The 22,622-nt window shown below is 43.0% G+C and carries 25 protein-coding genes, 2 pseudogenes and 1 other annotated feature; of the genes and pseudogenes, 4 read left to right on the top strand and 23 right to left on the bottom strand.

The features are described from left to right. Positions 1 to 30 precede the first annotated feature (30 nt). From lepB to hisG, 12 genes are all read right to left on the bottom strand, one after another. A complete protein-coding gene (gene lepB, locus QR722_RS11600) occupies positions 31 to 672 on the bottom strand; it encodes a signal peptidase I (protein WP_286283016.1) in 642 nt (213 codons plus the stop codon). 91 nt (positions 673 to 763) lie between these two features. Continuing rightward, positions 764 to 1,465 (bottom strand): aspartate/glutamate racemase family protein, encoded by a 702-nt coding sequence (locus tag QR722_RS11595; RefSeq protein ID WP_286283014.1) that lies wholly within the window; start codon positions 1,463 to 1,465, stop codon positions 764 to 766. A 9-nt stretch (positions 1,466 to 1,474) separates the two neighbouring features. Beyond that, a complete protein-coding gene (locus QR722_RS11590; RefSeq protein WP_353506883.1) occupies positions 1,475 to 1,981 on the bottom strand; it encodes an SIMPL domain-containing protein in 507 nt (168 codons plus the stop codon). A 27-nt stretch (positions 1,982 to 2,008) separates the two neighbouring features. Then, positions 2,009 to 2,188: a hypothetical protein gene (locus QR722_RS19410; protein ID WP_353506882.1), complete on the bottom strand. Its 180-nt coding sequence runs from the start codon at positions 2,186 to 2,188 to the stop codon at positions 2,009 to 2,011. Positions 2,189 to 2,427: 239 nt separating this feature from the next. Continuing rightward, positions 2,428 to 3,048, bottom strand: a complete 621-nt coding sequence (hisIE, locus tag QR722_RS11585) for a bifunctional phosphoribosyl-AMP cyclohydrolase/phosphoribosyl-ATP diphosphatase HisIE (protein WP_286283013.1) — start codon at positions 3,046 to 3,048, stop codon at positions 2,428 to 2,430. A 7-nt stretch (positions 3,049 to 3,055) separates the two neighbouring features. Then, a complete protein-coding gene (gene hisF, locus QR722_RS11580; RefSeq protein WP_286283012.1) occupies positions 3,056 to 3,856 on the bottom strand; it encodes an imidazole glycerol phosphate synthase subunit HisF in 801 nt (266 codons plus the stop codon). Continuing rightward, positions 3,838 to 4,575, bottom strand: coding sequence for a 1-(5-phosphoribosyl)-5-[(5-phosphoribosylamino)methylideneamino]imidazole-4-carboxamide isomerase (gene hisA, locus QR722_RS11575; protein ID WP_286283011.1), 738 nt, complete (start codon positions 4,573 to 4,575; stop codon positions 3,838 to 3,840). The genes hisF and hisA overlap by 19 nt, the downstream gene beginning before the upstream one ends. Beyond that, positions 4,572 to 5,186: an imidazole glycerol phosphate synthase subunit HisH gene (gene hisH / locus QR722_RS11570; protein WP_286283010.1), complete on the bottom strand. Its 615-nt coding sequence runs from the start codon at positions 5,184 to 5,186 to the stop codon at positions 4,572 to 4,574. Before hisH ends, hisA begins: the two co-directional genes overlap by 4 nt. A 2-nt stretch (positions 5,187 to 5,188) precedes the next feature. Further along, positions 5,189 to 6,259, bottom strand: coding sequence for a bifunctional histidinol-phosphatase/imidazoleglycerol-phosphate dehydratase HisB (gene hisB, locus QR722_RS11565; protein WP_286283009.1), 1,071 nt, complete (start codon positions 6,257 to 6,259; stop codon positions 5,189 to 5,191). Beyond that, positions 6,256 to 7,356: a histidinol-phosphate transaminase gene (hisC, locus tag QR722_RS11560; RefSeq protein WP_286283008.1), complete on the bottom strand. Its 1,101-nt coding sequence runs from the start codon at positions 7,354 to 7,356 to the stop codon at positions 6,256 to 6,258. The genes hisB and hisC overlap by 4 nt, the downstream gene beginning before the upstream one ends. After that, positions 7,349 to 8,659 (bottom strand): histidinol dehydrogenase, encoded by a 1,311-nt coding sequence (gene hisD, locus QR722_RS11555; RefSeq protein WP_286283007.1) that lies wholly within the window; start codon positions 8,657 to 8,659, stop codon positions 7,349 to 7,351. Before hisD ends, hisC begins: the two co-directional genes overlap by 8 nt. A gap of 3 nt (positions 8,660 to 8,662) precedes the next feature. Continuing rightward, complete coding sequence (gene hisG, locus QR722_RS11550; protein WP_286283006.1) at positions 8,663 to 9,562, bottom strand: ATP phosphoribosyltransferase; 900 nt, start codon at positions 9,560 to 9,562, stop codon at positions 8,663 to 8,665. A 47-nt stretch (positions 9,563 to 9,609) separates the two neighbouring features. Beyond that, positions 9,610 to 9,726 (bottom strand) — a sequence feature (His leader region). Between the two features lie 254 nt (positions 9,727 to 9,980). On the opposite strand from hisG, the gene QR722_RS11545 reads away from it, so the two are divergent. Continuing rightward, entirely contained in the window at positions 9,981 to 10,277 is a 297-nt protein-coding gene (locus QR722_RS11545) for a hypothetical protein (protein WP_286283005.1), read from the top strand. A 223-nt stretch (positions 10,278 to 10,500) separates the two neighbouring features. Further along, positions 10,501 to 11,247 (top strand): class I SAM-dependent methyltransferase, encoded by a 747-nt coding sequence (locus QR722_RS11540; RefSeq protein WP_286283004.1) that lies wholly within the window; start codon positions 10,501 to 10,503, stop codon positions 11,245 to 11,247. A gap of 296 nt (positions 11,248 to 11,543) precedes the next feature. Here the strand turns inward: QR722_RS11540 and QR722_RS11535 are convergent. The 5 genes and pseudogenes from QR722_RS11535 to QR722_RS11515 all read right to left on the bottom strand — a co-directional run. Further along, positions 11,544 to 11,828: pseudogene (locus QR722_RS11535) on the bottom strand (hypothetical protein); the annotation flags it as partial. 68 nt (positions 11,829 to 11,896) lie between these two features. Next, positions 11,897 to 12,655 (bottom strand): IS21-like element helper ATPase IstB, encoded by a 759-nt coding sequence (gene istB, locus QR722_RS11530; RefSeq protein WP_286287614.1) that lies wholly within the window; start codon positions 12,653 to 12,655, stop codon positions 11,897 to 11,899. A gap of 10 nt (positions 12,656 to 12,665) precedes the next feature. Beyond that, a complete protein-coding gene (gene istA, locus QR722_RS11525) occupies positions 12,666 to 14,210 on the bottom strand; it encodes an IS21 family transposase (RefSeq protein WP_286283003.1) in 1,545 nt (514 codons plus the stop codon). A gap of 198 nt (positions 14,211 to 14,408) precedes the next feature. Next, positions 14,409 to 15,125: pseudogene (locus QR722_RS11520) on the bottom strand (transposase); the annotation flags it as partial. A 276-nt stretch (positions 15,126 to 15,401) separates the two neighbouring features. Then, entirely contained in the window at positions 15,402 to 15,737 is a 336-nt protein-coding gene (locus tag QR722_RS11515; protein WP_286283002.1) for a hypothetical protein, read from the bottom strand. A 120-nt stretch (positions 15,738 to 15,857) separates the two neighbouring features. On the opposite strand from QR722_RS11515, the gene QR722_RS11510 reads away from it, so the two are divergent. Beyond that, positions 15,858 to 16,772, top strand: a complete 915-nt coding sequence (locus QR722_RS11510) for a LysR substrate-binding domain-containing protein (protein WP_286283001.1) — start codon at positions 15,858 to 15,860, stop codon at positions 16,770 to 16,772. A gap of 189 nt (positions 16,773 to 16,961) precedes the next feature. On the opposite strand, the gene QR722_RS11505 is transcribed toward QR722_RS11510, so the two are convergent. Next, entirely contained in the window at positions 16,962 to 18,200 is a 1,239-nt protein-coding gene (locus QR722_RS11505; protein WP_286283000.1) for a saccharopine dehydrogenase family protein, read from the bottom strand. Positions 18,201 to 18,329: 129 nt separating this feature from the next. Here QR722_RS11505 and QR722_RS11500 point away from each other — a divergent pair, with 129 nt between their 5' ends. After that, the gene (locus QR722_RS11500; protein ID WP_286282999.1) at positions 18,330 to 19,436 is read left to right on the top strand and encodes a DUF2855 family protein; all 1,107 of its coding nucleotides are present in this window, start codon (positions 18,330 to 18,332) and stop codon (positions 19,434 to 19,436) included. Positions 19,437 to 19,455: 19 nt separating this feature from the next. Here the strand turns inward: QR722_RS11500 and QR722_RS11495 are convergent, their stop codons facing one another. From QR722_RS11495 to QR722_RS11475, 5 genes are read right to left on the bottom strand one after another with little or no spacing between them, the layout of a single operon-like run. Beyond that, positions 19,456 to 20,286 carry a formyl transferase gene (locus QR722_RS11495; RefSeq protein ID WP_286282998.1) on the bottom strand — a complete coding sequence of 277 codons (831 nt, stop codon included), beginning with the start codon at positions 20,284 to 20,286 and terminating at the stop codon, positions 19,456 to 19,458. Between the two features lie 14 nt (positions 20,287 to 20,300). Further along, positions 20,301 to 20,477 (bottom strand): DUF2897 family protein, encoded by a 177-nt coding sequence (locus QR722_RS11490; protein ID WP_286282997.1) that lies wholly within the window; start codon positions 20,475 to 20,477, stop codon positions 20,301 to 20,303. Between the two features lie 2 nt (positions 20,478 to 20,479). Continuing rightward, positions 20,480 to 21,130: a M15 family metallopeptidase gene (locus QR722_RS11485; RefSeq protein ID WP_286287650.1), complete on the bottom strand. Its 651-nt coding sequence runs from the start codon at positions 21,128 to 21,130 to the stop codon at positions 20,480 to 20,482. A 17-nt stretch (positions 21,131 to 21,147) separates the two neighbouring features. Beyond that, a complete protein-coding gene (dapE, locus tag QR722_RS11480) occupies positions 21,148 to 22,278 on the bottom strand; it encodes a succinyl-diaminopimelate desuccinylase (RefSeq protein ID WP_286282996.1) in 1,131 nt (376 codons plus the stop codon). Beyond that, positions 22,275 to 22,619: an ArsC family reductase gene (locus tag QR722_RS11475; protein ID WP_286282995.1), complete on the bottom strand. Its 345-nt coding sequence runs from the start codon at positions 22,617 to 22,619 to the stop codon at positions 22,275 to 22,277. Before QR722_RS11475 ends, dapE begins: the two co-directional genes overlap by 4 nt. Between the last annotated feature and the right edge of the window lie 3 nt (positions 22,620 to 22,622).

Below are 22,622 nucleotides of genomic sequence, written 5' to 3'. Positions count from 1 at the left end.
TAAATTAATTTGTAAGGGTTTGATTTTTAACTAAATTAATTTTTTAAATTTTCTATTCATTTTAGGTAAATAATAATTATCTCGGTCAAAAGACAGTACAACATGACTGGCTTTACCTTGCAGTTCTTGCTCTGAGACAAACCCAAAGTAACGAGAGTCCTGACTATTGTTGCGATTATCTCCCATCACAAAATATTGACCTTCAGGTATCAAAATATTAGTGAAACTTGATTTAGGGTTAGGTATGTTCACAAATTGCACTTTGTGAGTTATTCCAAATAGATCTTCCTGAAAAATAGTACTTTCATCTGCTTTATACTGGATAACTGTGCCGTTAATGACTAATTGATTGTTGCGCATGGCGATCTGATCACCGGGTAAACCTATAATCCGTTTGATCAGTCTATCCCGCTCAGCAGTGGCTTGAATTACTACAATGTCCCCCCGCTGTGGATGACCTGTTTTGGCAATTTCAATGTCTGTAAAAGGTAGTTCGAGGCGGTACGCCATTTTGTCGACAAAAATCCGATCACCAATTTCTATAGTCGGTAACATTGAACCTGAAGGAACATGGTACCAATCGGCAATACTGCTGCGCGAAGCAAACATCAACAAGACAAATAGCGCAAATCCCCAGTTTTGTTTAACCATCCCGCCAAGTGTTTTTAACATGGGTCTTCCTCATTTTTTTCAGATTGGTCTATTTCATTTCACTTTAGCGACATATACAAATCTGCTTTGTAAAAAGATATGTGTGCTTTTGTCATTGATCACGGTGCACTGCAAATTCAACTGCGGCTTTGGCATGGATTAGGGTGGTATCATATAACGGTACTTCGGTATCTTGTTGGTTCACCAACAGTCCAATTTCGGTACAACCCAGAATAACGGCTTGCGCTCCTTGCTTGACTAAATCGTCGATAATCGCTAAATATTGTGTTCTAGACTCATCACGTATTTTGCCAATGCACAACTCATCATAAATGATACGATGCACCGTATTTCGCTGTATGGCATTGGGTGTCAGCACCTCAATGCCAAAATGCTCAACTAAACGAGAAGTGTAAAAATCTTGCTCCATGGTAAAACGAGTACCGAGTAATCCCACCTTTTTGATGTTATCCCCAATTAATTCTTTACCGGTAGCATCAGCTATATGTAATAAGGGTAAAGAGCAGCCTTGTTGGATGGTGTCAGCCACCTTATGCATAGTATTGGTACAAATCACGATGCACTGTGCTCCTGCACTTTGTAAGCCTAACGCCGTATTGAGCAAAATATCGCCAAGCTCAGTCCAATTGTCACTGCGTTGAAGTGCTTCTATTTGGGCGAAATCCACACTGTGCAAAATGATTTTTGCCGAATGTAACCCGCCTAATTCTGCTTCTACAGCTAAATTAATTTCTCGATAGTAATTCAGTGTTGATTGCCAACTCATCCCGCCAATTAAGCCTAGTGTGCGCATAATAATTACCTAGTCAATTAAATAATATTCAATGGTTGCGACCACCCGTACTCGCTTAACGTGGGGCGTGTTGCTATCTCGGTCACCAATTGTAAACTGACCTTGGCGGGCCTGTTTTATTTTGCCTAGTTTACTGCCACTGTCTTCGGCGAACTTCAACGCAACTTCGCGAGCCTTTTGTGTGGCATCTTCAATCATAGTCGGCTTGATTTCATTCAAACCAGAATAGAGAAACTGGGTGCGACTGGAATAGCCGTCACCTGATAATACCAAGCCTTGCTTGCCCAACGCGACCAAACTATTTTGCGCTGAAATTACCGTATCTATTTTAAGGCTATAAATGGTGACTGTTTGGGATGCGCTAAAACGAATGTCGTTGGTGGAATAGTTAGCATAGTTTTGGGCTTTTTTATCGTTCACCATTGGAGGTGATACTGAAATTTCATTGCTGTCGAAGCCGCTGTTAACTAAAAAAGATTTTATGGTGGCGGTTTTTACTTCCAATTGATCATACAAATCAACCAACTCATTACTGACAACACTTTATTGGATTGGCCAAATGGCTGTATCTGCGCTGACTTCTTTTTCAGATAAACCTTTGACTTGTACTGTCCGCTCATAAGATCGGTAGCGTTCAACACTTTGCTCTAAAAAATAGCCTAACAGGGCGGCGCTTGCTATTAGTGAAATTCCACAAATAGCCGCGGCTTTAGGTGCTTGCATGCTCAAGTTCCATTCTACACTTTTGAAGAACCTATCCTAGCGCAGTTCACTCAAGATAGGCTAGCACTTCAGACAGCCCTGGTACTCAGCGATATTTTTTAGATGTTATTTTTCGTCGAACAAGGGAAGGGGCCTGTAATGAAGGACTAGGATTGTCCCTTTGGCCAGGTGCTAGCAGCAAAAAGGCTCAGCCAATTGATTTGGCCAAGCACTCGCATCTTATAGGTTGTGAAGGTGATTTATTTACTGTGACGAGCTTTCAACACGTCGATTACATCACTTAATGACAAATCTGAGGCTTGTAACAAAACGATAAGATGATAGAGCAGATCTGCCGATTCATTTTTCAATTCTTCTAAATCACCGACGGTTGCCGCTAAGGCGGTTTCAACTCCTTCCTCACCAACTTTCTGTGAGATACGTTTTATCCCTTTGCTATAAAGTTTTGCGGTATAGCTAGTTTCAGGATCGGCATTTTTGCGTGAAGCCAATATTGTTTCCAATTGTGCGACAAAGGTCATTTCGGCATCTTGGCTATCTGCCCAGCAGGACTCAGTGCCCAAATGGCAGGTTGGGCCATTAGGAACAACCAATGCTAGCAGTGAATCTTTATCACAATCAGCGCTTATTTCTGTTAACGCCAAGGTGTGACCCGATGACTCACCTTTGGTCCAGAGCCGCTGTTTCGAACGACTGAAAAAGGTTACCTGACCAGATTCAAGGGTACTTTCTAATGCGGCCTTATTCATAAAGCCTTGCATTAGCACTTTACCGCTTTTAGCGTGTTGTACAATACAAGGCAATAAACCATCCATCTTATCCCAGCTTAAGGCTGTAATGCTTTGGGGAGTAATAATCATAATTATCTCAATTAAGTAGTGTCTGGGGGCTAAAATCGTCCCGGATTACCACGCCTTGGGCGCGTAAAAAATCTTTTAGTTCAGGGAGTGGAATAATACCTTTGTGAAATACTGATGCGGCCAATGCGCCGTCTACATCGGCTTGCTTGAACACATCATAAAAGTGATGCTTTTCACCTGCACCGCCAGAGGCGATTAACGGTACCTGACAGGCCTGGCGGATCTGGCTCAGTTGTCTGATATCGTAACCTTGGCGCACACCGTCTTGATTCATGCAGTTAAGCACAATCTCACCTGCTCCTCTGCGCTGAACCTCTTTCACCCAATCGATGGTTTGTCGACCGGTGTTTTGAGTGCGCTTTTCATCGCCAGTAAATTGGTAAACTTGGTATTGTTGGGTTTGTTCATCAAAATAGCTGTCGATGCCGACCACCACACATTGTTGACCAAAAGTATCGTGCAAGCGGGTAATCAATTCAGGATCGGCAAGAGCAGGAGAGTTGACCGATATTTTATCAGCCCCCATTTCCAGAATGCGTCCAGCGTCTTCCACCGACTTGATCCCACCTGCGACACAAAAGGGAATATCGATAACCTTAGCAATGCGGCTTACCCAGCTTTTGTCCACAACCCGTTGATCACTTGAGGCGGTAATATCATAAAAGACCAATTCATCAGCACCTTGTTGAGCATATTGTTCTGCCAGCGGAACGATATCGCCAATGATCTCATGGTTTCTAAATTTGACGCCCTTGACGACTTTGCCATCTCTTACGTCTAAACAGGGAATTATGCGCCTTGCCAGCATTGTATCGCCTCCTTGAGAGTAAACTTACCTTCTAACAACGCTCGACCTAATATTACCCCATCGACTTTACTGGGTTTCAACGCATCTATATCAGCTAATGAGCCGATACCACCTGATGCCTGCCATAGGACTTGTGGAAATTGTTGTTTCATTTCGGCGTATAGTTGATGATTAGCACCCTGAAGTGTGCCATCGCGGCTAATGTCTGTGCACAATACGTGTTTTGCACCAACACTCAAAAAATCGTTCAGTAAGCTTTCCAACGCTACGCCTGAGCTGTTTTGCCAGCCCTGGGTGGCGATAACTTTGTTGCCTTGCTGATCGATATTGACATCTAGCGCAAGGACAATCGCGTCGGGGCCATATTGGGTCACCCACGATTTGACTAGATCTGGTTGCTGGACTGCTAGGGAGCCAATCACAATGCGCTTAACTCCACTATCCAGCAACTGTGCCACATCCGATTCGGCCCGAATACCGCCGCCTGCCTGAAATTGCATGCGCTTGGTGTTAACCATTTTCTCAATCAACTGTAGTTGACGTTTTTGGGTATCTTTAGCGCCTGTTAGGTCGACAATATGCAACCATTGGGCACCTTGATCAGCATAGTCATGAACCACTTCTACAGGATCAATTGTGTATTGGGTTTTTTGGTTATAGTCACCTTGGTAAAGACGGACTACGGAACCATCGATCAAATCAATCGCAGGAATAATCATAGGTTTAAAAAATTCTCCAGTAGTGTAGCACCGGCTTCGCCAGAGCGTTCAGGATGGAACTGAACACCAAAAAAATTATCACGTTGGATGGCCGCAGAAAATGGCATCCCATAGTCGCACTTAGCTAAGGTATGTGCGCTTACTTCTACGGCAAAACTATGTACAAAGTAGAAGTAGGTATCCGCAGGTATGCCTTTAAAAATAGTGTCATTATTTACCGGAATAACCGTGTTCCAACCCATATGGGGTAATCTTAAATCGCCAACTTGCATACGTTTAACCTGGCCAGGAATAACATTTAAACAAGGGGTATCAAAGGGTGCATCTTGTTGGGCCTTTTCTTCTGAACTGGCGACCATCAATTGCATGCCCAAACACACACCGAGTACGGGTTGGGTTAAGCCTTGAATACAATTAACTAATTGTTTTTGTTGAATGCTATTCATCGCTGCATTGGCGCTACCCACACCGGGTAAAATGACTTTGTCAGACGCAGCAATTATGGCTGGATCGTCAGACACTTGCACATGCGAGGTTAATCGCTCAATGGCGAACTTTACCGAAGAGATATTGGCACATCCGGTATTAATTATGACGGATCGCTGACGCATGCTTAGAGTGCTCCTTTGCTGCTGGGCAAAGTATCGCCTTGTTTGGTGATGGCTTGGCGCAATGCTCGGCCAAATACTTTAAACAAGCTTTCAACCTGATGGTGTGCATTTCCCTCTGTGGTGGATAAATGCAGTGATAAACCCATAGCTTGAGCAATGGAATAGAAGAAATGAGGCACCATTTCTGTGGCCATTTCACCTACGGTGTCGCGACTGAAATCAGCTTCAAATTTCAAATGTGGTCGATTCGAGATATCCATTATGCATTCTGCGCGGCACTCATCCATCGGCAAAGCAAAACCAAAGCGGCCAATACCACGTTTATTGCCCAAGGCCTGTTTAAGCGCTTCGCCTAATGCTAGTGCAGTATCTTCAACACTGTGATGGTCATCGATATGGAGGTCACCTTTCACATCAAGTTGCAACTCGAAACCACCGTGGGTAGCTATCTGATCAAGCATGTGATCAAAAAATCCTAACCCGGTATGAATGCTAGACTTGGCGTTTGAGTCCAAATCAACATAGACATTTATTTGTGTCTCAGAGGTATTACGCTGGACTGTGGCCGTTCGACTGGCGCTTAGAATCGCTTTTTCTATAGCCAGCCAATTATTGGTTTGGCGGTCATACAATTGACTTTTTATGCCCATGTTTTGCGCCAACTGTATATCGGTTTGACGATCGCCGATTACCAATGAGCGAGTAAAATCGATCCGTCCTTGTTGCAAGTAATCTTTGACTAACCCTAAGTTGGGTTTTCGGCAACTACAATTATCTTGCTCAAAATGCGGGCAAATTAATACATCATCAAAGATTACGCCTTGGGATGTGAAAATATCCATCATTTTATTGTGCGGCGCATCAAAGTCCCTTTGTGGAAAGGAGTCTGTGCCTAAACCATCTTGGTTGGACACCATGACTAAGCGGTAGCCAGCTTGTTGCAGTTTTAATAAAACAGGAACAACTTGAGGTTCAAATACCAGCTTCTCTAAAGAATCCAGTTGCTTGTCTATGGGTGGCTCCTCTACCAAGGTGCCGTCTCTATCGATAAATAGGATCGGTTGAGCGCTCATTGTGTCGCTTCCTGTAATTCAAAAAAGGTTGTAATAAGACTAATAAGTCGCTGGTTTTGTTGTTCGTTACCTACAGTCACTCGCAAACAATTGTCTAAGTTTAATTGTTTGGATTGATCGCGGATCAACATGCCATGCTCGACCAGAAACTTCATTAGCTGATTTTTAGACGGGGTACGGAAAAGGATAAAGTTGGCTTTATCATCGCCGATTAATTCAATTTGTTGAAACTGCGATAATGCCTTTTTTACATTGCTGCGTTGTTGTGCAATAAACTGAATTTGAGTTTCTAGTCTGTCTAACCCTTTTTCCGTCAAAGCTTGTTGCGCAATTTGAGCGCAAGGATCAGGAATAGGGTAGGGGGCAATCACCTTTAGCATGGTCTGAATGATATCTGGCGAAGCCAAGGTAAAACCACAACGTAATCCGGCCAAAGCAAAAGCTTTAGATAGTGTGCGCAGTATCACAAGGTTGGGATAATTTTTAAGCTCACTCGCCCAGTTGTGCTGCCAATCAAACTCTATGTATGCTTCGTCTACCACTACTAGCGCTGAGTCGGCAAAGTGTTCAAGCACTGCACGCAACTGCTTCGTATCAACGGTTGTTCCGGTTGGGTTGTTGGGGGAGCAAATGAAAACAAGATTAACTTCATCTTTGGAGGCACATATGGCCTCTACGTCTAGGCTGAAATCTTGTTTAAGAGGCGCTTTCACAATCCCTACATTGCAGGTTTCAGCACTGATGGCGTACATGCCATAAGTAGGCGGACATATAAGAATTTTGTCTTTGCCGGGAGTACAAAAGGATCGAATTAATAATTCTATGCCTTCATCTGCACCACGAGTAACCAAGGTTTGTTCGGGCAGCACCGATGCATACCCGGCATATTTTCTCAGTACACCTTGAGGTTGACAGTCAGGGTAACGATTGAGTCGGGCATCATCCAAATCATATTCGTTGGCAAAAGGAGACTCGTTAGCATTTAACCATATCTGTTGCTGCCCGCCGTCTCCAACAGAAAATAAACGACGAGCAGACTCATAAGGGGTTAGCCCTTTAAGGTTTTCACAAACCAATTTGTCTATTAATTCAGACATCAGTCGCTCCTTGCAAGCGGATAGCTACGGCTTGCTTGTGGGCATCTAAACCTTCTGCCGCAGCTAAATCCATAATGGCATCACCGATATTAAGCAACCCTTGATAGCTTAACTCTTGAACCGTATAGCGACGCATAAAATCTGCCAAGCCTAGGCTGGAGTAATTCCGAGCATAGCCGTATGTGGGTAACACATGGTTGGTGCCACTGGCATAATCTCCTGCAGATTCGGGTGACCATTTGCCGACAAAAATAGAACCAGCATGCTTAATACTTGTTAAGGTGTTCCGGGGATTTTGCACTTGAATAATCAAATGTTCCGGCGCGTATTGGTTGCTTACCTGTATTGATTCTTCAATGCTGGTGGTTAAAATATAACGGCTGTGCAGCATAGCTTGACTGGCAATGGACTCTCTACTCAATTTAGGTAGCTGAATGGCAACTTGTTGTTGAACAGCATCTATTAACACCTGGCTATTAGAAACTAACACCGCTTGAGAATCGGCACCGTGTTCTGCTTGCGATAATAAATCTGATGCGACAAAGGCCGGATCTGCTTGTTCATCCGCTATGACCAATACCTCAGAAGGGCCAGCGGGCATATCGATAGCAGCACCATCAGCAAGAGTACTAACTTGTTGCTTAGCTTCGGTTACAAAGCTATTGCCGGGTCCAAATATTTTATCGACTTTCGCTATTGATTGGGTTCCGAATGCCATGGCGGCAATTGCTTGGGCTCCGCCGATTAGATACACTTCATCAATACCGCATAACGTCGCTGCGTAGCGGATTTCTGCAGCAATATTGCCATTTTTATCGGGAGGTGTGCATAACACTTTTCGATTACAGCCAGCCACCTGCGCAGTGGCGCCCAACATCAATACGGTTGAAGGTAATGGCGCGCTGCCACCAGGGATATATAAACCAACAGCATCTAAAGCAGTGTGTTTAAGCTCGCAGACTACCCCTGGTTGGGTTTCTACTTTTACATCCTGTGGATACTGGGCCTGATGGAATAGAGAAATATTTTGATAGGCGATATCAATGGCTTTTTTGACTTTATCGCTAATTTCACTCTGCGCAGAGGTAAGGGCTGCACTCGCTAACCTTAACTGAGCTAAATCAACTCCATCAAACTTTTTGGTTAACTCGCGGATCGCCTCGTCGCCGCGGTTTTTTACCTGTTGCAGTATACCGCTGACGGTGTCTGCCAGCGTTTTGTTGTCCGCCATAGCAGGGCGGCTTAATAATGTGACTTTTTCTGAGTCGGACAACGACGCCCATATTTGATAATTGGCAGGCATAATTTAACCCATCATTTTTTCAATTGGCATAACAAGGATAGAACTGCAGCCTAATGCTTTTAGTTTTTCCATTGTTTCCCAAAAAAGAGTTTCTGAGCTGACAACATGAATTGCTACGCTTTCGTCATTATTGGCAAGTGGCAGCACTGTTGGGTTTTCAGCTCCAGGCAATAATCTTTTTACCTGCTCTAAATAAGCTTTAGGAGCATGCAACATAATATATTTACTTTCCTTGGCTTGCATCACGCCATCAACACGGGGCAGCATTCGATTGATAAGAGCTTGTTTATCTTCAGATAAATCACCGCCACGTTGGATCAATACAGCTTTTGACTTAAAAATGACTTCTTCTTCACGCAAACCGTTGGCTTCTAAGGTGGCACCGGTTGATACTAGGTCACAGATTGCATCGGCAACACCTGCTCTTGGAGCAACTTCAACTGAACCTGTCAACATAACTGCTTTGGCATCTATGTTGTTTTTGGCGAAAAAACGCTCTAATAAAAAAGGATAGGTGGTGGCGACTTTTAAACCATTAAGAGATTTTATACCTTGGTAATCAAACTCATTTGGTACCGCTATAGACAGCTGGCAACCACCGTAATCTAAGCGACGAAGGGTTTTGAATTCGTATGCTTTGCCGGATTGCTGGCGTTCGAGCATTTTTTCTTCCAATTCATTTTCACCAATGAAGCCCATGTCCACCACGCCATCCATGACCAGGCCCGGAATATCATCGTCACGCACTAACAACAAATCGATAGGTTGATTGGTTGAATGTGCAATCAATAAGCGGTCGCGAATTTGTAACTTAATACCAATGGCTTTCAGTAACGCTATGCTGTCGTCACTTAATCGTCCTTTTTTCTGCACTGCTATTCTTAATCTTTTACTATCGCTCATTTAATTGCCTCACAATATTTATGTATGCTTAAAACTTTCGCCAATACAAAGAAAAACCCCCGGAAGTTTCCTTCCGGGGGTTTAGAATAAATCTGCTCCACTGGAAGGACAATAGACCTTCCAGCACGAACCTGAAAGGTTATGCTATATGATGATGTAGATGAAAAAAGATATTTGCTTTTGACAAAATCATAAATCCTTGGTGTTCGTTTCAGTGTAATTAGTGCCTCCCCCGAACATTATCCAATTGAATATGACAATGCAAGCGTAAAGGTGAATTTAGTCCGGTTCATGTTTGAATTAGATAAAACAAAATGGTATTAAACTAAATTCATGCTTAATAAATGAACTGTAAATGCTAAAGTTGGTCCAAATCAATACGATAGAACAGTATCATGTTTAACAAAGTGCGCTTAATATGAGTAATGACTTAATTTTTTCAATATTACCTCGCGAGGGCAAAGCAGCCATTGAGAAAGATGAACTGCGGGTGAAAAAGGTAGAAAAGGAGGCTAAGTTACGGCCTTTGAATGACGAGGAAAAAGAACTTAATACTGAAGAGCGCGAAGCCCGCGAGAAGTATCTGCGCAAAGCGCCTAATCCTGCTAAAGAAAAAGATAAGCAAGAAGAGTCAGCAAAAGACTCAGATAAATTAGATCCTGAGTTGCCGGAAATTGATGAACATGGCCGTAAACATTTAGATATCTATATTTAGCTATAGTAGTGAGAATACCAAGGGGAACTGTCGGTCGAATTACCAAGTTGCTCTGTCATAATAACATTATTAACAAACGCCATTTTCTGCAATTTTTGCAGGCCAATTGGATTGTGCCCATAAAGCGATTTTTTGCTAAATCAAGCATATTCAATGATATATCATGAATAATATTTAGCCTTCAATTCTAGGTTTCTTTCATTAAACCATAAAAGGAATTAACTTGATCAAATCATACCTTCAATTTTTTGCTGCTTTGTCTGCAATTGTGATTTTAACCAGTCATCACCTAAATGCTAAAGAAGAAACTCTTCATAATAACTATGAAAGTGCAATCGAACATCCAAAGAGGCTAAAGTCAGACTTTGAGAATGATGTAAAAAGAAAGCCATCTTTGATTCTGCCCTTTACCCAGATTGAGAAAGGTAACAAAGTTTTGGAATTAGGCGCTGTAGGAGGTTATACCACTGAATTGATTTCCTGGTTGGTCGGCGATTCAGGTAAAGTTTACGCGCACTTTCTTTACAATGAAGAAAGATTAAACAATGATCGGTTGTCAAATGTTGTCCCCCTCCGACAACATAGTCTTTTAGAATTAAATACCGTCTTGACTGAAAATAATATAAATGAAAACGCTCTGGACTCAGTGGTTATTTTCTTCATATTGCACGATATATATTTAAATAAAGAGATGGATGAAAAACTGCTACAAACACTATATGTCTCTTTAAAACCTGGAGGGACAATCGTGGTTCTCGACAATGCTGCAATGGAAGGATCAGGGCTTGAGGCAATTGGCACGCTCCATAGAATAGATGAAGATTTTGTGATCAGTGAGTTTAAAAGGTTTGGCTTCGTTCTTGATGGTACTAGCAAAGTTTTAAGAAACAAAAACGACGACCACACTAAGCCGTGGGGAGATTTTGAAGGATTACAGGATAGGTTCGCATTCAGGTTTAAAAAACCATAACAAAGTCGCTTTTTTTCATCCCGGAGATGAGCCTTTATTAATATTACTAATATGACACCCATACTAATATCACCTACTAATATGACACCCATGTTTGTAAGTTACGCTTTGGAGGTAATTTAGACAATATTGGATAGTCAAAGTGTCTTAGTTCTGGGTAGGTAAAATAATGCCTAACTGCAGATTTTGAATACGATATCGGTTATTCATTTGATAAGTCGGTCGATTTACCAAATCCTAAGCAGCCGAAATTACCCGCTTATTGTGGCATGCAGAGACTTGATGATTTGATGTTGTTATGCGTGTTTGAACAATATTTTTGCCTTACCCATGCCTCTTATGCGTTGATGTTTTGTGTGACGCTTGAACTGCTGAAGCATATGCTCACTGCCCACCGCGGTGGCAAAGTGCTTTTCGAATTCAGTGGTGAGTGCCAGCCATTGCTCTGTATTGATGTTTAGTCGTTGAAGAATGTCGCTCTGGCTATGGTCAATATATCCGGCTTTGTCGTCTCGAAGACTTCTGCCAGTGCTATCAACTAGTACACAATAATCAATCAAGCTGAAGGCTGCATATTCTGGTGATAAGGATCAGTCATTCCGGTTTCATCGGGATCACTAATCTTTGACGCATTGGACGAGTCTGTGTTTTACCCTAAGTGATCCCGATGGGTCAACTCAGATTGTATTTTTCTCATCGACTCCCCTTTTAAATTGATCCGGTGAGCGTTGTGCATGAGCCTGTCTAGAATCGCGTCTGCCAACGTATTATCGCCAATAGACTGATACCACTGATCGGTCGGTAACTGACTGATGATCACAGTCGATGAGCTGCCGTTTCTATCATCCATGATTTCCATCAGATCGTTCCGGTGTGCGGCTTTAAGTGGTTCCAGCCCCCAGTCATCCAGAATGAGCATGTTCATGCGGGCCAGATGCTGTAGCGCCTTGCTGTAGGTGCCATCAGCTTTTGCTTGGGTCAGTTCTAGCATTAATCGAGAGAGTCGGTAGTATTTCGCGCTGTAACCTTTGGTGCAAGCGGTGTGCGCTAAAGCACAGGCCAGATAAGTCTTACCGCTGCCGCAAGGACCGGTGAGTAGCAGGTTCTGGTGCTTGTTTACCCAGTCACATTGCAACAGAGAGGCCATCATAGCTTGCTTTAGTCCCCTTGGCTGGCTGTAATCTATATCCCGTGCAGTGGCGTTGATTTTCAATTTGGCGGCTTTGAGCAATCGCTGTTGTTTACGCTGCTCCCGCTCATGTTGTTCGCAGTCGGTCATCAGTTGGAGTCGCTCATCGAAGCTTAAAGCATCGTAGTTGCCAGGTTGTTCAGTTTGCATCGTCAGAGCTTTTGCCATGCCGGTGAGTTTGAGCTGGCGTAGTTGGGTGAGAGTATTATTTATCATGATGTCTCCTTGATTAGTGGAAGCTTTGTGGGCCACGGATATTCTCGTGGGATTGGGGTAGCAGTGAGGGCTGTTCCGGTGTATCAGGATGCAGTTTGTCTTGGTTGCTACTAAGGATATCTTTGATGTGCTTGAGTCGATAAAGACTGTGTTGGTTGGCAATGGCGCAGGCCTTGTCGATGCGCTGTGGTGGATATTGGCGAGACAGGCTCAGTAGACCTAAACACACACGATAAGCCTGTTGCTCATGCTGTTTGCTGTTGAGCTGAGTTTTGACCCAAGCAAGCACCTCGCCACCGATATCTTTGGCCCAATTCATGAGTCTGCCTTTGGACCATTGATGATGTTTTTCATGTTGGGTCGGCATGTGACTGGGTGTGGTACTCATGCCTGCGCGATACTGTCTAGCGTGACTAGCAACGAGGTTGTTGTGGAACAGTAATTCAATCACATTGGCCTTGGCATATAGCTCAATGCGCTCGCCGACCAGATGATGGGGCACTGAGTACAAGTGCTCATCATACTGGACGTGGTAATCAATATTGACTTTGACCTGCTTGATATCGGTGTACTGGTAGGTGTGTTTAGGCAGCGGCAAGAGCACCGGTTTATCAATGGACTCGAACCAAGTTCGGCGACTGCCCTTGAACTGTTTAAAGGGCTTGTTGTTCACCTCAACCAGTAAGGCTTTGATGCAGGTGTTTAGCTCGGCCAATGAGAAGAAGGTGTGATGACGTAAGCGTGCCAATATCCAGCGCTCAATGATTTGCACACCCACTTCAGCCTTGGCTTTATCTTTAGGTTTATACGGCCTGGTAGGCACAATAGCCACCCCATAGTGAGCGGCCAGTTGTTGATACGCCGGATTCACATCAGGGTCGTAACGACAGGCTTTAGTTACTCCGCTTTTTAAGTTATCTGGCACCACCATTTGTGGCACACCGCCTAAGAAGTTAAAGGCTCTGGCATGACTATTCAGCCAGTCGGGCAAACTCTGACTATAGGTCGCTTCAGCGAAGGTATAGTTGGTTGCGCCCATCACCGCAACGAATATCTGTGCGGTGCGTACTTCACCAGAGCTACCGCTGACAATTGGCACCGTCTGCCCAGCATAATCGACAAACAGAGTTTCGCCCGCTTTATGGATTTGGCGCATGGAACGGCGCTGTTTAGCACGCCATACCTCATAATGATGGCAATATTGCGAGTAGCTATAGCTGCGATTAGGATACTGCTGGGTATATTCCTCCCACAGCAGGTGCTTGGTCACGCCTTTGCCCTTGAGTTCTTGATGCACTTCAGTCCAAGCAGGCAACTGATAGTGGCGGGACGGCCTAGGGTCTGATTGTGGATACAACAATCTTGCCAGCGCAACGTCATCCATATCATCGGGTAACGGCCAAGTAAGTTCGCAGTGCTTAACTTTAGCAAGCAACTTTTGCACACCACCAATACTGGCTTTCGTGCAGATACTGATTTTTCGTAGACTGAGCTGGGCTTCAAAATGAAGTCGTAGGATTTCTCTGATATTACGCATTGTAAACCTCTTTGTAGCCATGACTGCTCCAGACAAAAAGGAACTAGGCTAGCAAATATGTTGAATATCAACGCGTCAATTAAGATTCTATTAGGTAGAAGTCATCATTCTGGTGACATCCCAAAAGTGATCCCGATGAAACCGGAATAGATGATCCCGATGAAATCAGAATCAGTGATCCCGAATAGCCAGAAAAGGTGATCCCGATGGACCGGAATATGCAAAGGCGATACCTTTGGGCATGTTTTGTCGATAATTACCTACAAAACACATCAGAGAAGCAGGTTGTTTGCCTTCTTTGAGGGCGTGAATACGTTGAAACACACTAGTATGCTTGGAGGTTTCTGGCGTACTTTCCATTTTGGAGCGAATTGGGTTTAAATCCACATAGGCCATACAGGCTAGCACCGCGCTTTCATCTAGCAAGGCCTGGCTTTTGAATCTTCCTTCCCAAAACCTGCCCGTGCAGCCATCTTCTGCATTGGCTTCACGAGCAATGTGTTCATTTAATTCACGCATAAACCAACTGATGTCGTATAAGCGATGACGGACAACCTCAACGGTTTCATCCACTGTCAGTTGCTCGCAAGTACTAAGCGCATCACCGCGTAAATACTTTTGTGTGAGTAACGTGCCCTTGTGTAATCGATGCCAACGGCTAAGGACCTCTTTGTCAGGCCAACTGCCCGCAAGGTCTTTATCCACACACAGCACCACATGGGTATGATTACTCATCACCGCATAGGCCGCGATATCAATGGCAAATACCGAACCTAAAAATAACAAACGAGATTCTACCCAGTCCCGGCGATGTTCATAACTTTGTCCCGTGTACTCATCTTCGCCACACAAAAAAGAACGCCGTACACAGCGGGAAACACAATGATAATAAGGGGTATCGATTAAGCTGATTTGATTTTTTCGAGCTTGAGGCATACATCATCCATCCATGGTTGATTAACGTCCTTAAAGCCTAGTCGAAGATTGAAACTTTAACAGTCTAGGAATGGGTGTCTTGATAATAATGTTGGGGAATGGGTGTCTTGATAATATTTATAATGGATGTCTCGATGTTGATAATATCTCAACAAAAAATCGTGTTTTCTAAATTCACATTCAGGCCTATTTAGTCAAACATTGCTCCACTGCTAATGCAGCGGCGCAATGAAATATTCTACTTGCCTACATCAATATCAGATGTATAAATCTAGTTTAATCAAAGGTTTTTGCTAGCCAGTGTTTAGCGACTTCTCTTGGTAAGCAACTGGCTAAAGGTGAACGTTCAAAATCACTCTTTTGAACTACATTTTGGTCACTACTGACGCTCTGTCCTTGTATGTTAGCAATAACACGACAGTTAATGCCCTGCTGTTCTTCAGTATAGATTATCTTGACTGACCCTCCCCTGGATAGAAGTAAGTTATAGGGATATCCCTTGCCGGTAAATAATTTGCCGGGCAATTTTTTATTTGAGGCACTCGCGCTTAGTGTTACCGCTAAAGCCCCAATTAAGATGGCTACTAAAATATTAAGTATGATAGCTTTCATGATTTCTCCATAGTTTAAAGGTGACTGCGAGGTAAAGATTAGTGCTAAAAGGCTACTTGAACAAACGATAAAAAATGAAGTATAGTTAAGTTTATCTTAACTATGTGAAAGGCGGTTGTTTTGAAGAGTTATCTTCCCCCTCTTAAGTCTCTACAGTTTTTTATGCTAGCCGGTCAACTAAATAGTTTTAAGCTAGCAGCTCAAAAGTTAAACGTAACTCAAGCAGCAGTAAGTCAGCAGATAAAACTTTTGGAGGAACAATTAGATTTACGGTTATTCGATCGAAATAATCGACAAACATCGTTGACCATTGCTGGTAAGCGGCTTCTGCCATTTATCGAACAAGGGTTTGAGCATTTTCAAGCAGGTATAAAAGCGGTTTCGGGTGACACTAAACCTACTATATTACGAATTTCCGCCATTCTTTCATTCACGTCTTTGTGGTTATTACCGCGAATTCAACATTTTCAAAAGCTGCATCCAGAACTGATGATCCAAATTGCTCCAAGTAATGATTTAGTTAATTTTAACTCTGGTGATATCGACCTAGCCATTCGAATGGGAGGAGGGAATTATGCAGGGTTAACCGAAAAAAAATTGGCTAGTGATCAGGTTATATTAGTCGCAAGCCCAGACATTATTGGTTTAGATGAGAGAAACCAAGCAGATAAGGTATTTTCCTTACCTTGGTTAGAAGATACTACTAGAGTAATCCAACCTATTTTTGCCAAACTATGCGAACAATATGGTATCGCGCAGCACCAAATGACATTCATTTTGCGGGCTAATAATTCCGTTACCCTAATAGAAAATGCTGTTGCAGGTAGAGGTTTTACCATAGTAAATAAGAGTTTGGTGGCTGATCATTTACTCAGTGGTAAATTAGTGAAATTGTTAAATTATTCCCAACCTAGCCCATTTTCATTGTATTTAGTCGCGCCAGAGAATCATTTTCAATGGCCTAAAATTAAATTATTTGAAGATTGGTTTATACCTCAATTAGAGCAAACCTTTGTTGATCTTGATAGATGGTAATTAGCTAGAGTGAGTCCTGTCATCAGCCAATGGGTCGAAAGTTTAAGGTTTAGATTTAAATTGTATGGCTTTAAATGAATTGATCCTTTTATGTGTAATGACTGATCAGCAGTTAAAAGAGGGTAGTGCATTAGTTTTATCTCTAAGACAAACATCAATCTATCGCCATAGATCCCGCTGGAATGAGTCCTAGGCAGGCATTTTTTCAATGGAAAACGTCATACCAGCATAGTGTTCGAGTTTATCAATCAGGCTTTCTCCTAAGGCGGAAGCAGGGGTCCAAAATCCACCGGCTAATTTTGCTTTTGGTTGATCCAGCAGCAGGCATAGCGCCGTTTCCGATAATATTTTTGCTGTTGAGCCATAACCGGGATCTTGATCACCGGTCACTTTAGTTTGAATAGCTAGTCCATCAGGGGTTTGTCCAAAAAATCTTAGATCATAGTATCCGTCCTGCTGTTCAGCGTCTGACGGGCCTTCCCCAGGTTTTGGCAACACCACCTTTTCTAAAAACCAACGACTTGGTGGTAATGCTGATACCAGCATGAAGCCAAGTAAACCAATTGATAGGGCGGAAGCAGAAATACATCCTGCTGTGCCACTGCCCATCATCATAGCCTCGTCATAAGTAAAATCGTCACCATAGCGGTTGTGCATTAGCGCGTTGCTTCTAAACACAATTTTAGTATTGATTGCCGCCATGATAAAAGGTGCTATCCATGAATTACTGGCTAGATCAAATTCCGCCATTTTGAGGTTTTGTTGATGTGCTGAGAAGTTATGTTCAGCAGGGCACAGTGCATAGGGATTAGCCAATAGCTGTCGCAGCTCTCTACTTTTTGCCGATTCTTTTACGATATTCATCATACTGGCAACCGTCCCACCACTGGCTGCGCCTTTGAGTGCTTTGACACGCATTTTAACACTTTTACAATTAGAGCCTAACTGATCTAGAGACATTTTCTGGATAAATAACACTCCTAAATCAGATGGCACAGAGTCAAAGCCGCAACAATGAATTATTCTAGAACCATTAATTTGGGCAAGTTTTTCGTAGCGTCTGAGCATTTTGGCTATCCACTGAGGCTCGCCCGTCAAGTCACAATAATCTGTTCCTGCAGTGACGCAAGCTTTTACCAACGCTTCCCCATAAAGGGCATAGGGCCCTACAGTGGAAATAACAACCCGAGTTTGCTGGCATAGATTTGACAAAGCTTGCTGATCAGATGCGTCAGCGACAATTATGGCTAGTTTTTCACCAGCCGGACCTAGCTTAGCGCGCAACGACGACAGTTTTTCATGGCTACGCCCCGCGATTGCCCAACTAACTTCTTGGTTTCCAGGAGGGTATCGTTTGAGTAAATAGGCACAGGTTATACTGCCTACAAAGCTAGTGGCACCGAATACGACTAAATCATGGATCGGCATAAATTCATCCCTATTATTTTGTGTTATTCAAACTTGTGATAATGCAAGCAGGCAGTCACTACTATGATAGCAATAAAGCGCTGATGCAATGAGCACCTGTTAGCCATTTAGTTACACAAGGGATATAAAATGACAACTATCACCAATACTCAAATTCAAATTAACCAGTCTGATTTGACGGACCTAAAAATAGTACATAAATCTTTTAACACATCTGAACTCGGTCCGGACCAAGTGTTATTAAAGGTACAATCCTTTGGTTTTTCAGCTAATAACATTACTTACGCGTTACTAGGAAGCCAAATGGGGTATTGGGGCTTCTTTGAAGCTAGCAGTGGATTTGGCATCATGCCGGTTTGGGGCTTTGCGACTGTTGAACAATCTAACCATAGGGATTTAAAAGTTGGTGAAAAAGTGTTTGGTTATTTACCCTTTGCGACCCATTTACGGATAACCGCAGGGAAAACCACCGAATCAAACTTTTACGATGTTAATCCGACTAGAAAAAGCATTTCACCAGTGTATGACCAATATATCCGCTGTGCCAAGGATCCTGGTTATGATCCGGCCCAGGAAGTTTGGCAGCTAAATTTCCGTCCATTGTTTATGACGTCCTTTGTGTTAGATGACTTTGTTGCCGAACATATCACAGATTCTACTTTACAAATTATTATTACCAGTGCATCGAGCAAGACAGCCTACGGCGCAGCATTTCTATTAAAGCATTTTAAATCTACACGGGCGGGTAATTACCGCGTGATAGGATTAACTTCTCCATCTAATCTGATCTTTACCGAAAAGAGTGGTTGCTATGACGAGGTGCTCAGTTATGACGAATATGAGGGGATAAGTAATAAAGATGACGCTATCGTGTTAGATTTCTCGGGTAACAAGCCACTGCTACTTAATTTGCAAACGCACTTGGCTGAGTATATGCAAAGTATGATTTATATTGGTGTGACAGATGTTAAATCACAGATGAAGCGATTTGAAGGTGATCTCAAAGGTGAGTTTTTCTTTGCGCCGAGTCAAGTCAAAAAGCGCACGCAAGAGTGGGGTGGCCAAGGCTTTATGCAACGCTATGGCAATGCTTGGTCTGCCTTTTTTGAGCATATTAAACCATTGCTTCATACCCATAATTGCACTGGGGTTGAAGCCATATGTGATTTGTATCATCAAGGTTTAGCAGGAAATTTTGATACCTCTCAATTGTACTATGTGCGCTTTGAAGAGTAATCGCTTCGTTGGTGAATATCTAGCCCTCTAGGGCTAGATATTCACAGGAGGAGGTAAACCAGCGGGATATTTCTAGTATTTCAGTATAGTCCACAAGGCTATAACCTAATTGATTAAAACGCAGCAATTGTTCGTCAGTTGGAAAAGTATAATAGTGAGCCTGTGTCGCTAAAGACATCGGTTGTAATGGCACAGATTCACCTCGTTCAATGAAATTAATCGCGCCAATAATCTGTTGCACGCCCTGCGGATACAAACTTAATACATTGGACAAATATGACTTGCTGAAATCAATATCCCGGGTTGCACAAGATATCCTGCTACCTGCATCTATTTTACTTGAATCAATGTAATGAAGGGTTGATGTGATGTGTTGCTGTTGATTGTACATGGCCCAAAATGTGGCCATGACTCCTCGATATTCGGGTAATTTTCCGGAATGCAGATTGATCACGCCGTATTCAGGGATATCGATAATGGCTTGTTGTAATATTTGACCAAAGCGAATTGATAAAATTAAGTTCGGTTTGTGTGAAGCAACAATTTGTACTCCCTGAGAATTGTTAATATTGGCTATATCGCTAATTGCTATACCGACTTGGTTCAATTGCTCAAAGGTTCGCAAACAACTAGGCGTGTGAGCTTGATGCTCGATAAGGGGAAACAAGAGTTGGTTGAATAGAGTTTGCTCAAAAAAGGATAATTGTTGCAGTCCTGCCGGCTTACTTGAACTGCCGCCCACTTTAGCCGAAAGTAGCACCGTATAGGTATGTTGAGGGGCTTGTCGAACAAGTAGATTGAGGGCGAATAGACTGGCTAAGTCGCGATTGGCTAATAGGGTTATTCTCATTGTTAGCTCAAGCTCTACTGCTTCTCATCATATTCTTTATTGCGTTGATTGGACGCTGCTACTTTTTCTGCCAGCTTAGGATCTAGTTTAGTTTTTTCCATTTTCATATTAGCACTGTTTTTAAGCATTAAAATGTTGCCAACCACTAAACCAATTACAATTAACAAAGTTACGATCAACCAGATATTCATGTTCAATGACCATTTAAAGTGTAACGGTGAAAAAGTTCAGCAAGATGAGGAATAATCCACTCTTTGCCACCCATGTCGGTAGTCGATAATTGATGTTTTAATATGTTTAAGTCTAGTTCAGCGATAATCTTTTGCGCTAATGGCTGATAACTTAAATGCCAGGGCTCTGGCGCCACTCCACCAGTGTAATATTGATAAGGACGATAGAAGTTAAATTGTTGAGCATTGTCGGTCAGCCAGCAATTTAACCTATGACAAGGACCGCCCAGCTCGTATTCCGGTTTAATCAATTCAAATCTATGACCGGTATCGAGGACAGCTTGCTTGTCGTACACATCGAAGTCTGTTCCCCAATGATGACGACTACTGCCTGGCAGGGCAGACCACGTCATAATCCCATGTACTTTTTGCTCTACGGTGAGATTCACCGGGTCAATTAACTTGCTATTGATATCATATAGTGAGGCTTTTCCCTGCCATTTATTTTGCCAAATACTCAATTGCCGATCAAAATTACGGAAGCTACTGACCAGTTGCATGTCGACACCATCAAGTAAAGCGGCACTTTGCATTTGAAAAAAGGCATGAACCACTTCCTTTATTAATCCATGCTTTTCATCTATGGGCTCAATGTGGTCGTCCACAAGGCCCATCCAATGTTTGGCGTTCACTACAGCATTAATCGGCATAAAATGTCGAAGTAGATATTGGCCAGTAATTCCAAATCCGTCTTTTTGACTTTTTCATCTACCTTGTGAATTGTGGCATTCACCGGTCCCAACTCAATAACTTGAGCCCCTGTTGGTGCGATAAAACGACCATCAGAGGTGCCGCCGGCTGTGGATAATTCAGTTTCAAGACCGGTTTGTGCTTTTATTGCATTCTGAGTTGCAGCAACCAGTGCGCCTTTGTCAGTCAGGAAGGGCTGGCCGTTGAAGGTCCAATTTATATCGTAGTCTAATCCATGCCGATCAAGGATCTCGTATACACGATTGATCAATTGTTTATCAGTGACCTCGGTTGAAAAACGAAAGTTGAAGCATATCGCCAGTTCGCCAGGTATGACATTGCCTGCGCCTGTGCCACCATTAATATTGGAGATTTGAAAGCTGGTGGGTGGGAAAAATTCATTGCCATCATCCCAGTGGCTTTGGGCTAGTTCTGCCAGCGCTTGAGACGCTAAATGGATGGGGTTCTTGGCTAAATGAGGATAAGCCACATGGCCTTGAATTCCCTTTACAATGAGGTCTCCGGTAAGCGAACCTCTGCGCCCATTTTTGACTACATCACCTACTTGTTCTGTGCTGGAAGGCTCACCTACTAGACACCAATCAATTTTTTCGTTTCGAGCCTCTAGGGTATCAATGACTTTCGTCGTGCCATTAATAAAAGGACCTTCTTCATCACTGGTAATCAAAAAGGCAATACTGCCTTTGTGCACTGGATGCTGCTTAAGAAAGCGCTCGGTTGCCACTAACATAGCTGCCAAACTGCCTTTCATATCTGCGGCACCACGGCCATGTAGGTATTCACCTATTTCGGTGGCTTCAAACGGCGGCGTTTGCCAGTGGGCTTCAGGACCAGAGGGCACCACATCAGTGTGGCCGGCAAAACAAAATAGTGGGCCTGATTTACCTTTACGTGCCCACATATTGGTCGTGTCGGCAAATACCATAGATTCTATGTCAAATCCTAACGGTGCAAGTATGTCAGCCATCAACTTTTGACAATCAGCGTCATTGGGCGTGACAGATTTACGATTTATCAGCTCTTTGGTTAGCTCAACAGTTGGTGAACTCACTTAAACACCTCTTCATATTCAGCGGGTTTGAACCCGAGGTGATATTCGCCATTGTGGATAAGTACTGGGCGCTTGATCATCGCTGGAGCATCCAGCATAAGCGCGATGGCAGATTGGGTATCTAAGTTCTGTTTCTTTTCTTCGGACAGTTGTCTGAAAGTAGTACCTCTTTGGTTTAACAATTTTTGCCAGCCAAGTTTGGACTCTGCCTCTATAAGCCAGTCAGAGGTAATGCCATCTACACGATAGTCATGAAATTGATAGTCAATCTGATTGGCTTCTAACCACTTTTTAGCTTTCTTGATGGTATCGCAGTTTTTGATGCCGAACATTTTAGTCATAAG

The organism is Aliiglaciecola sp. LCG003 (assembly GCF_030316135.1).
GTDB lineage: Bacteria > Pseudomonadota > Gammaproteobacteria > Enterobacterales > Alteromonadaceae > Aliiglaciecola.
Note: the sequence above shows the minus strand (reverse complement) of the source record. Positions and strands in the feature narration are given on the sequence as shown.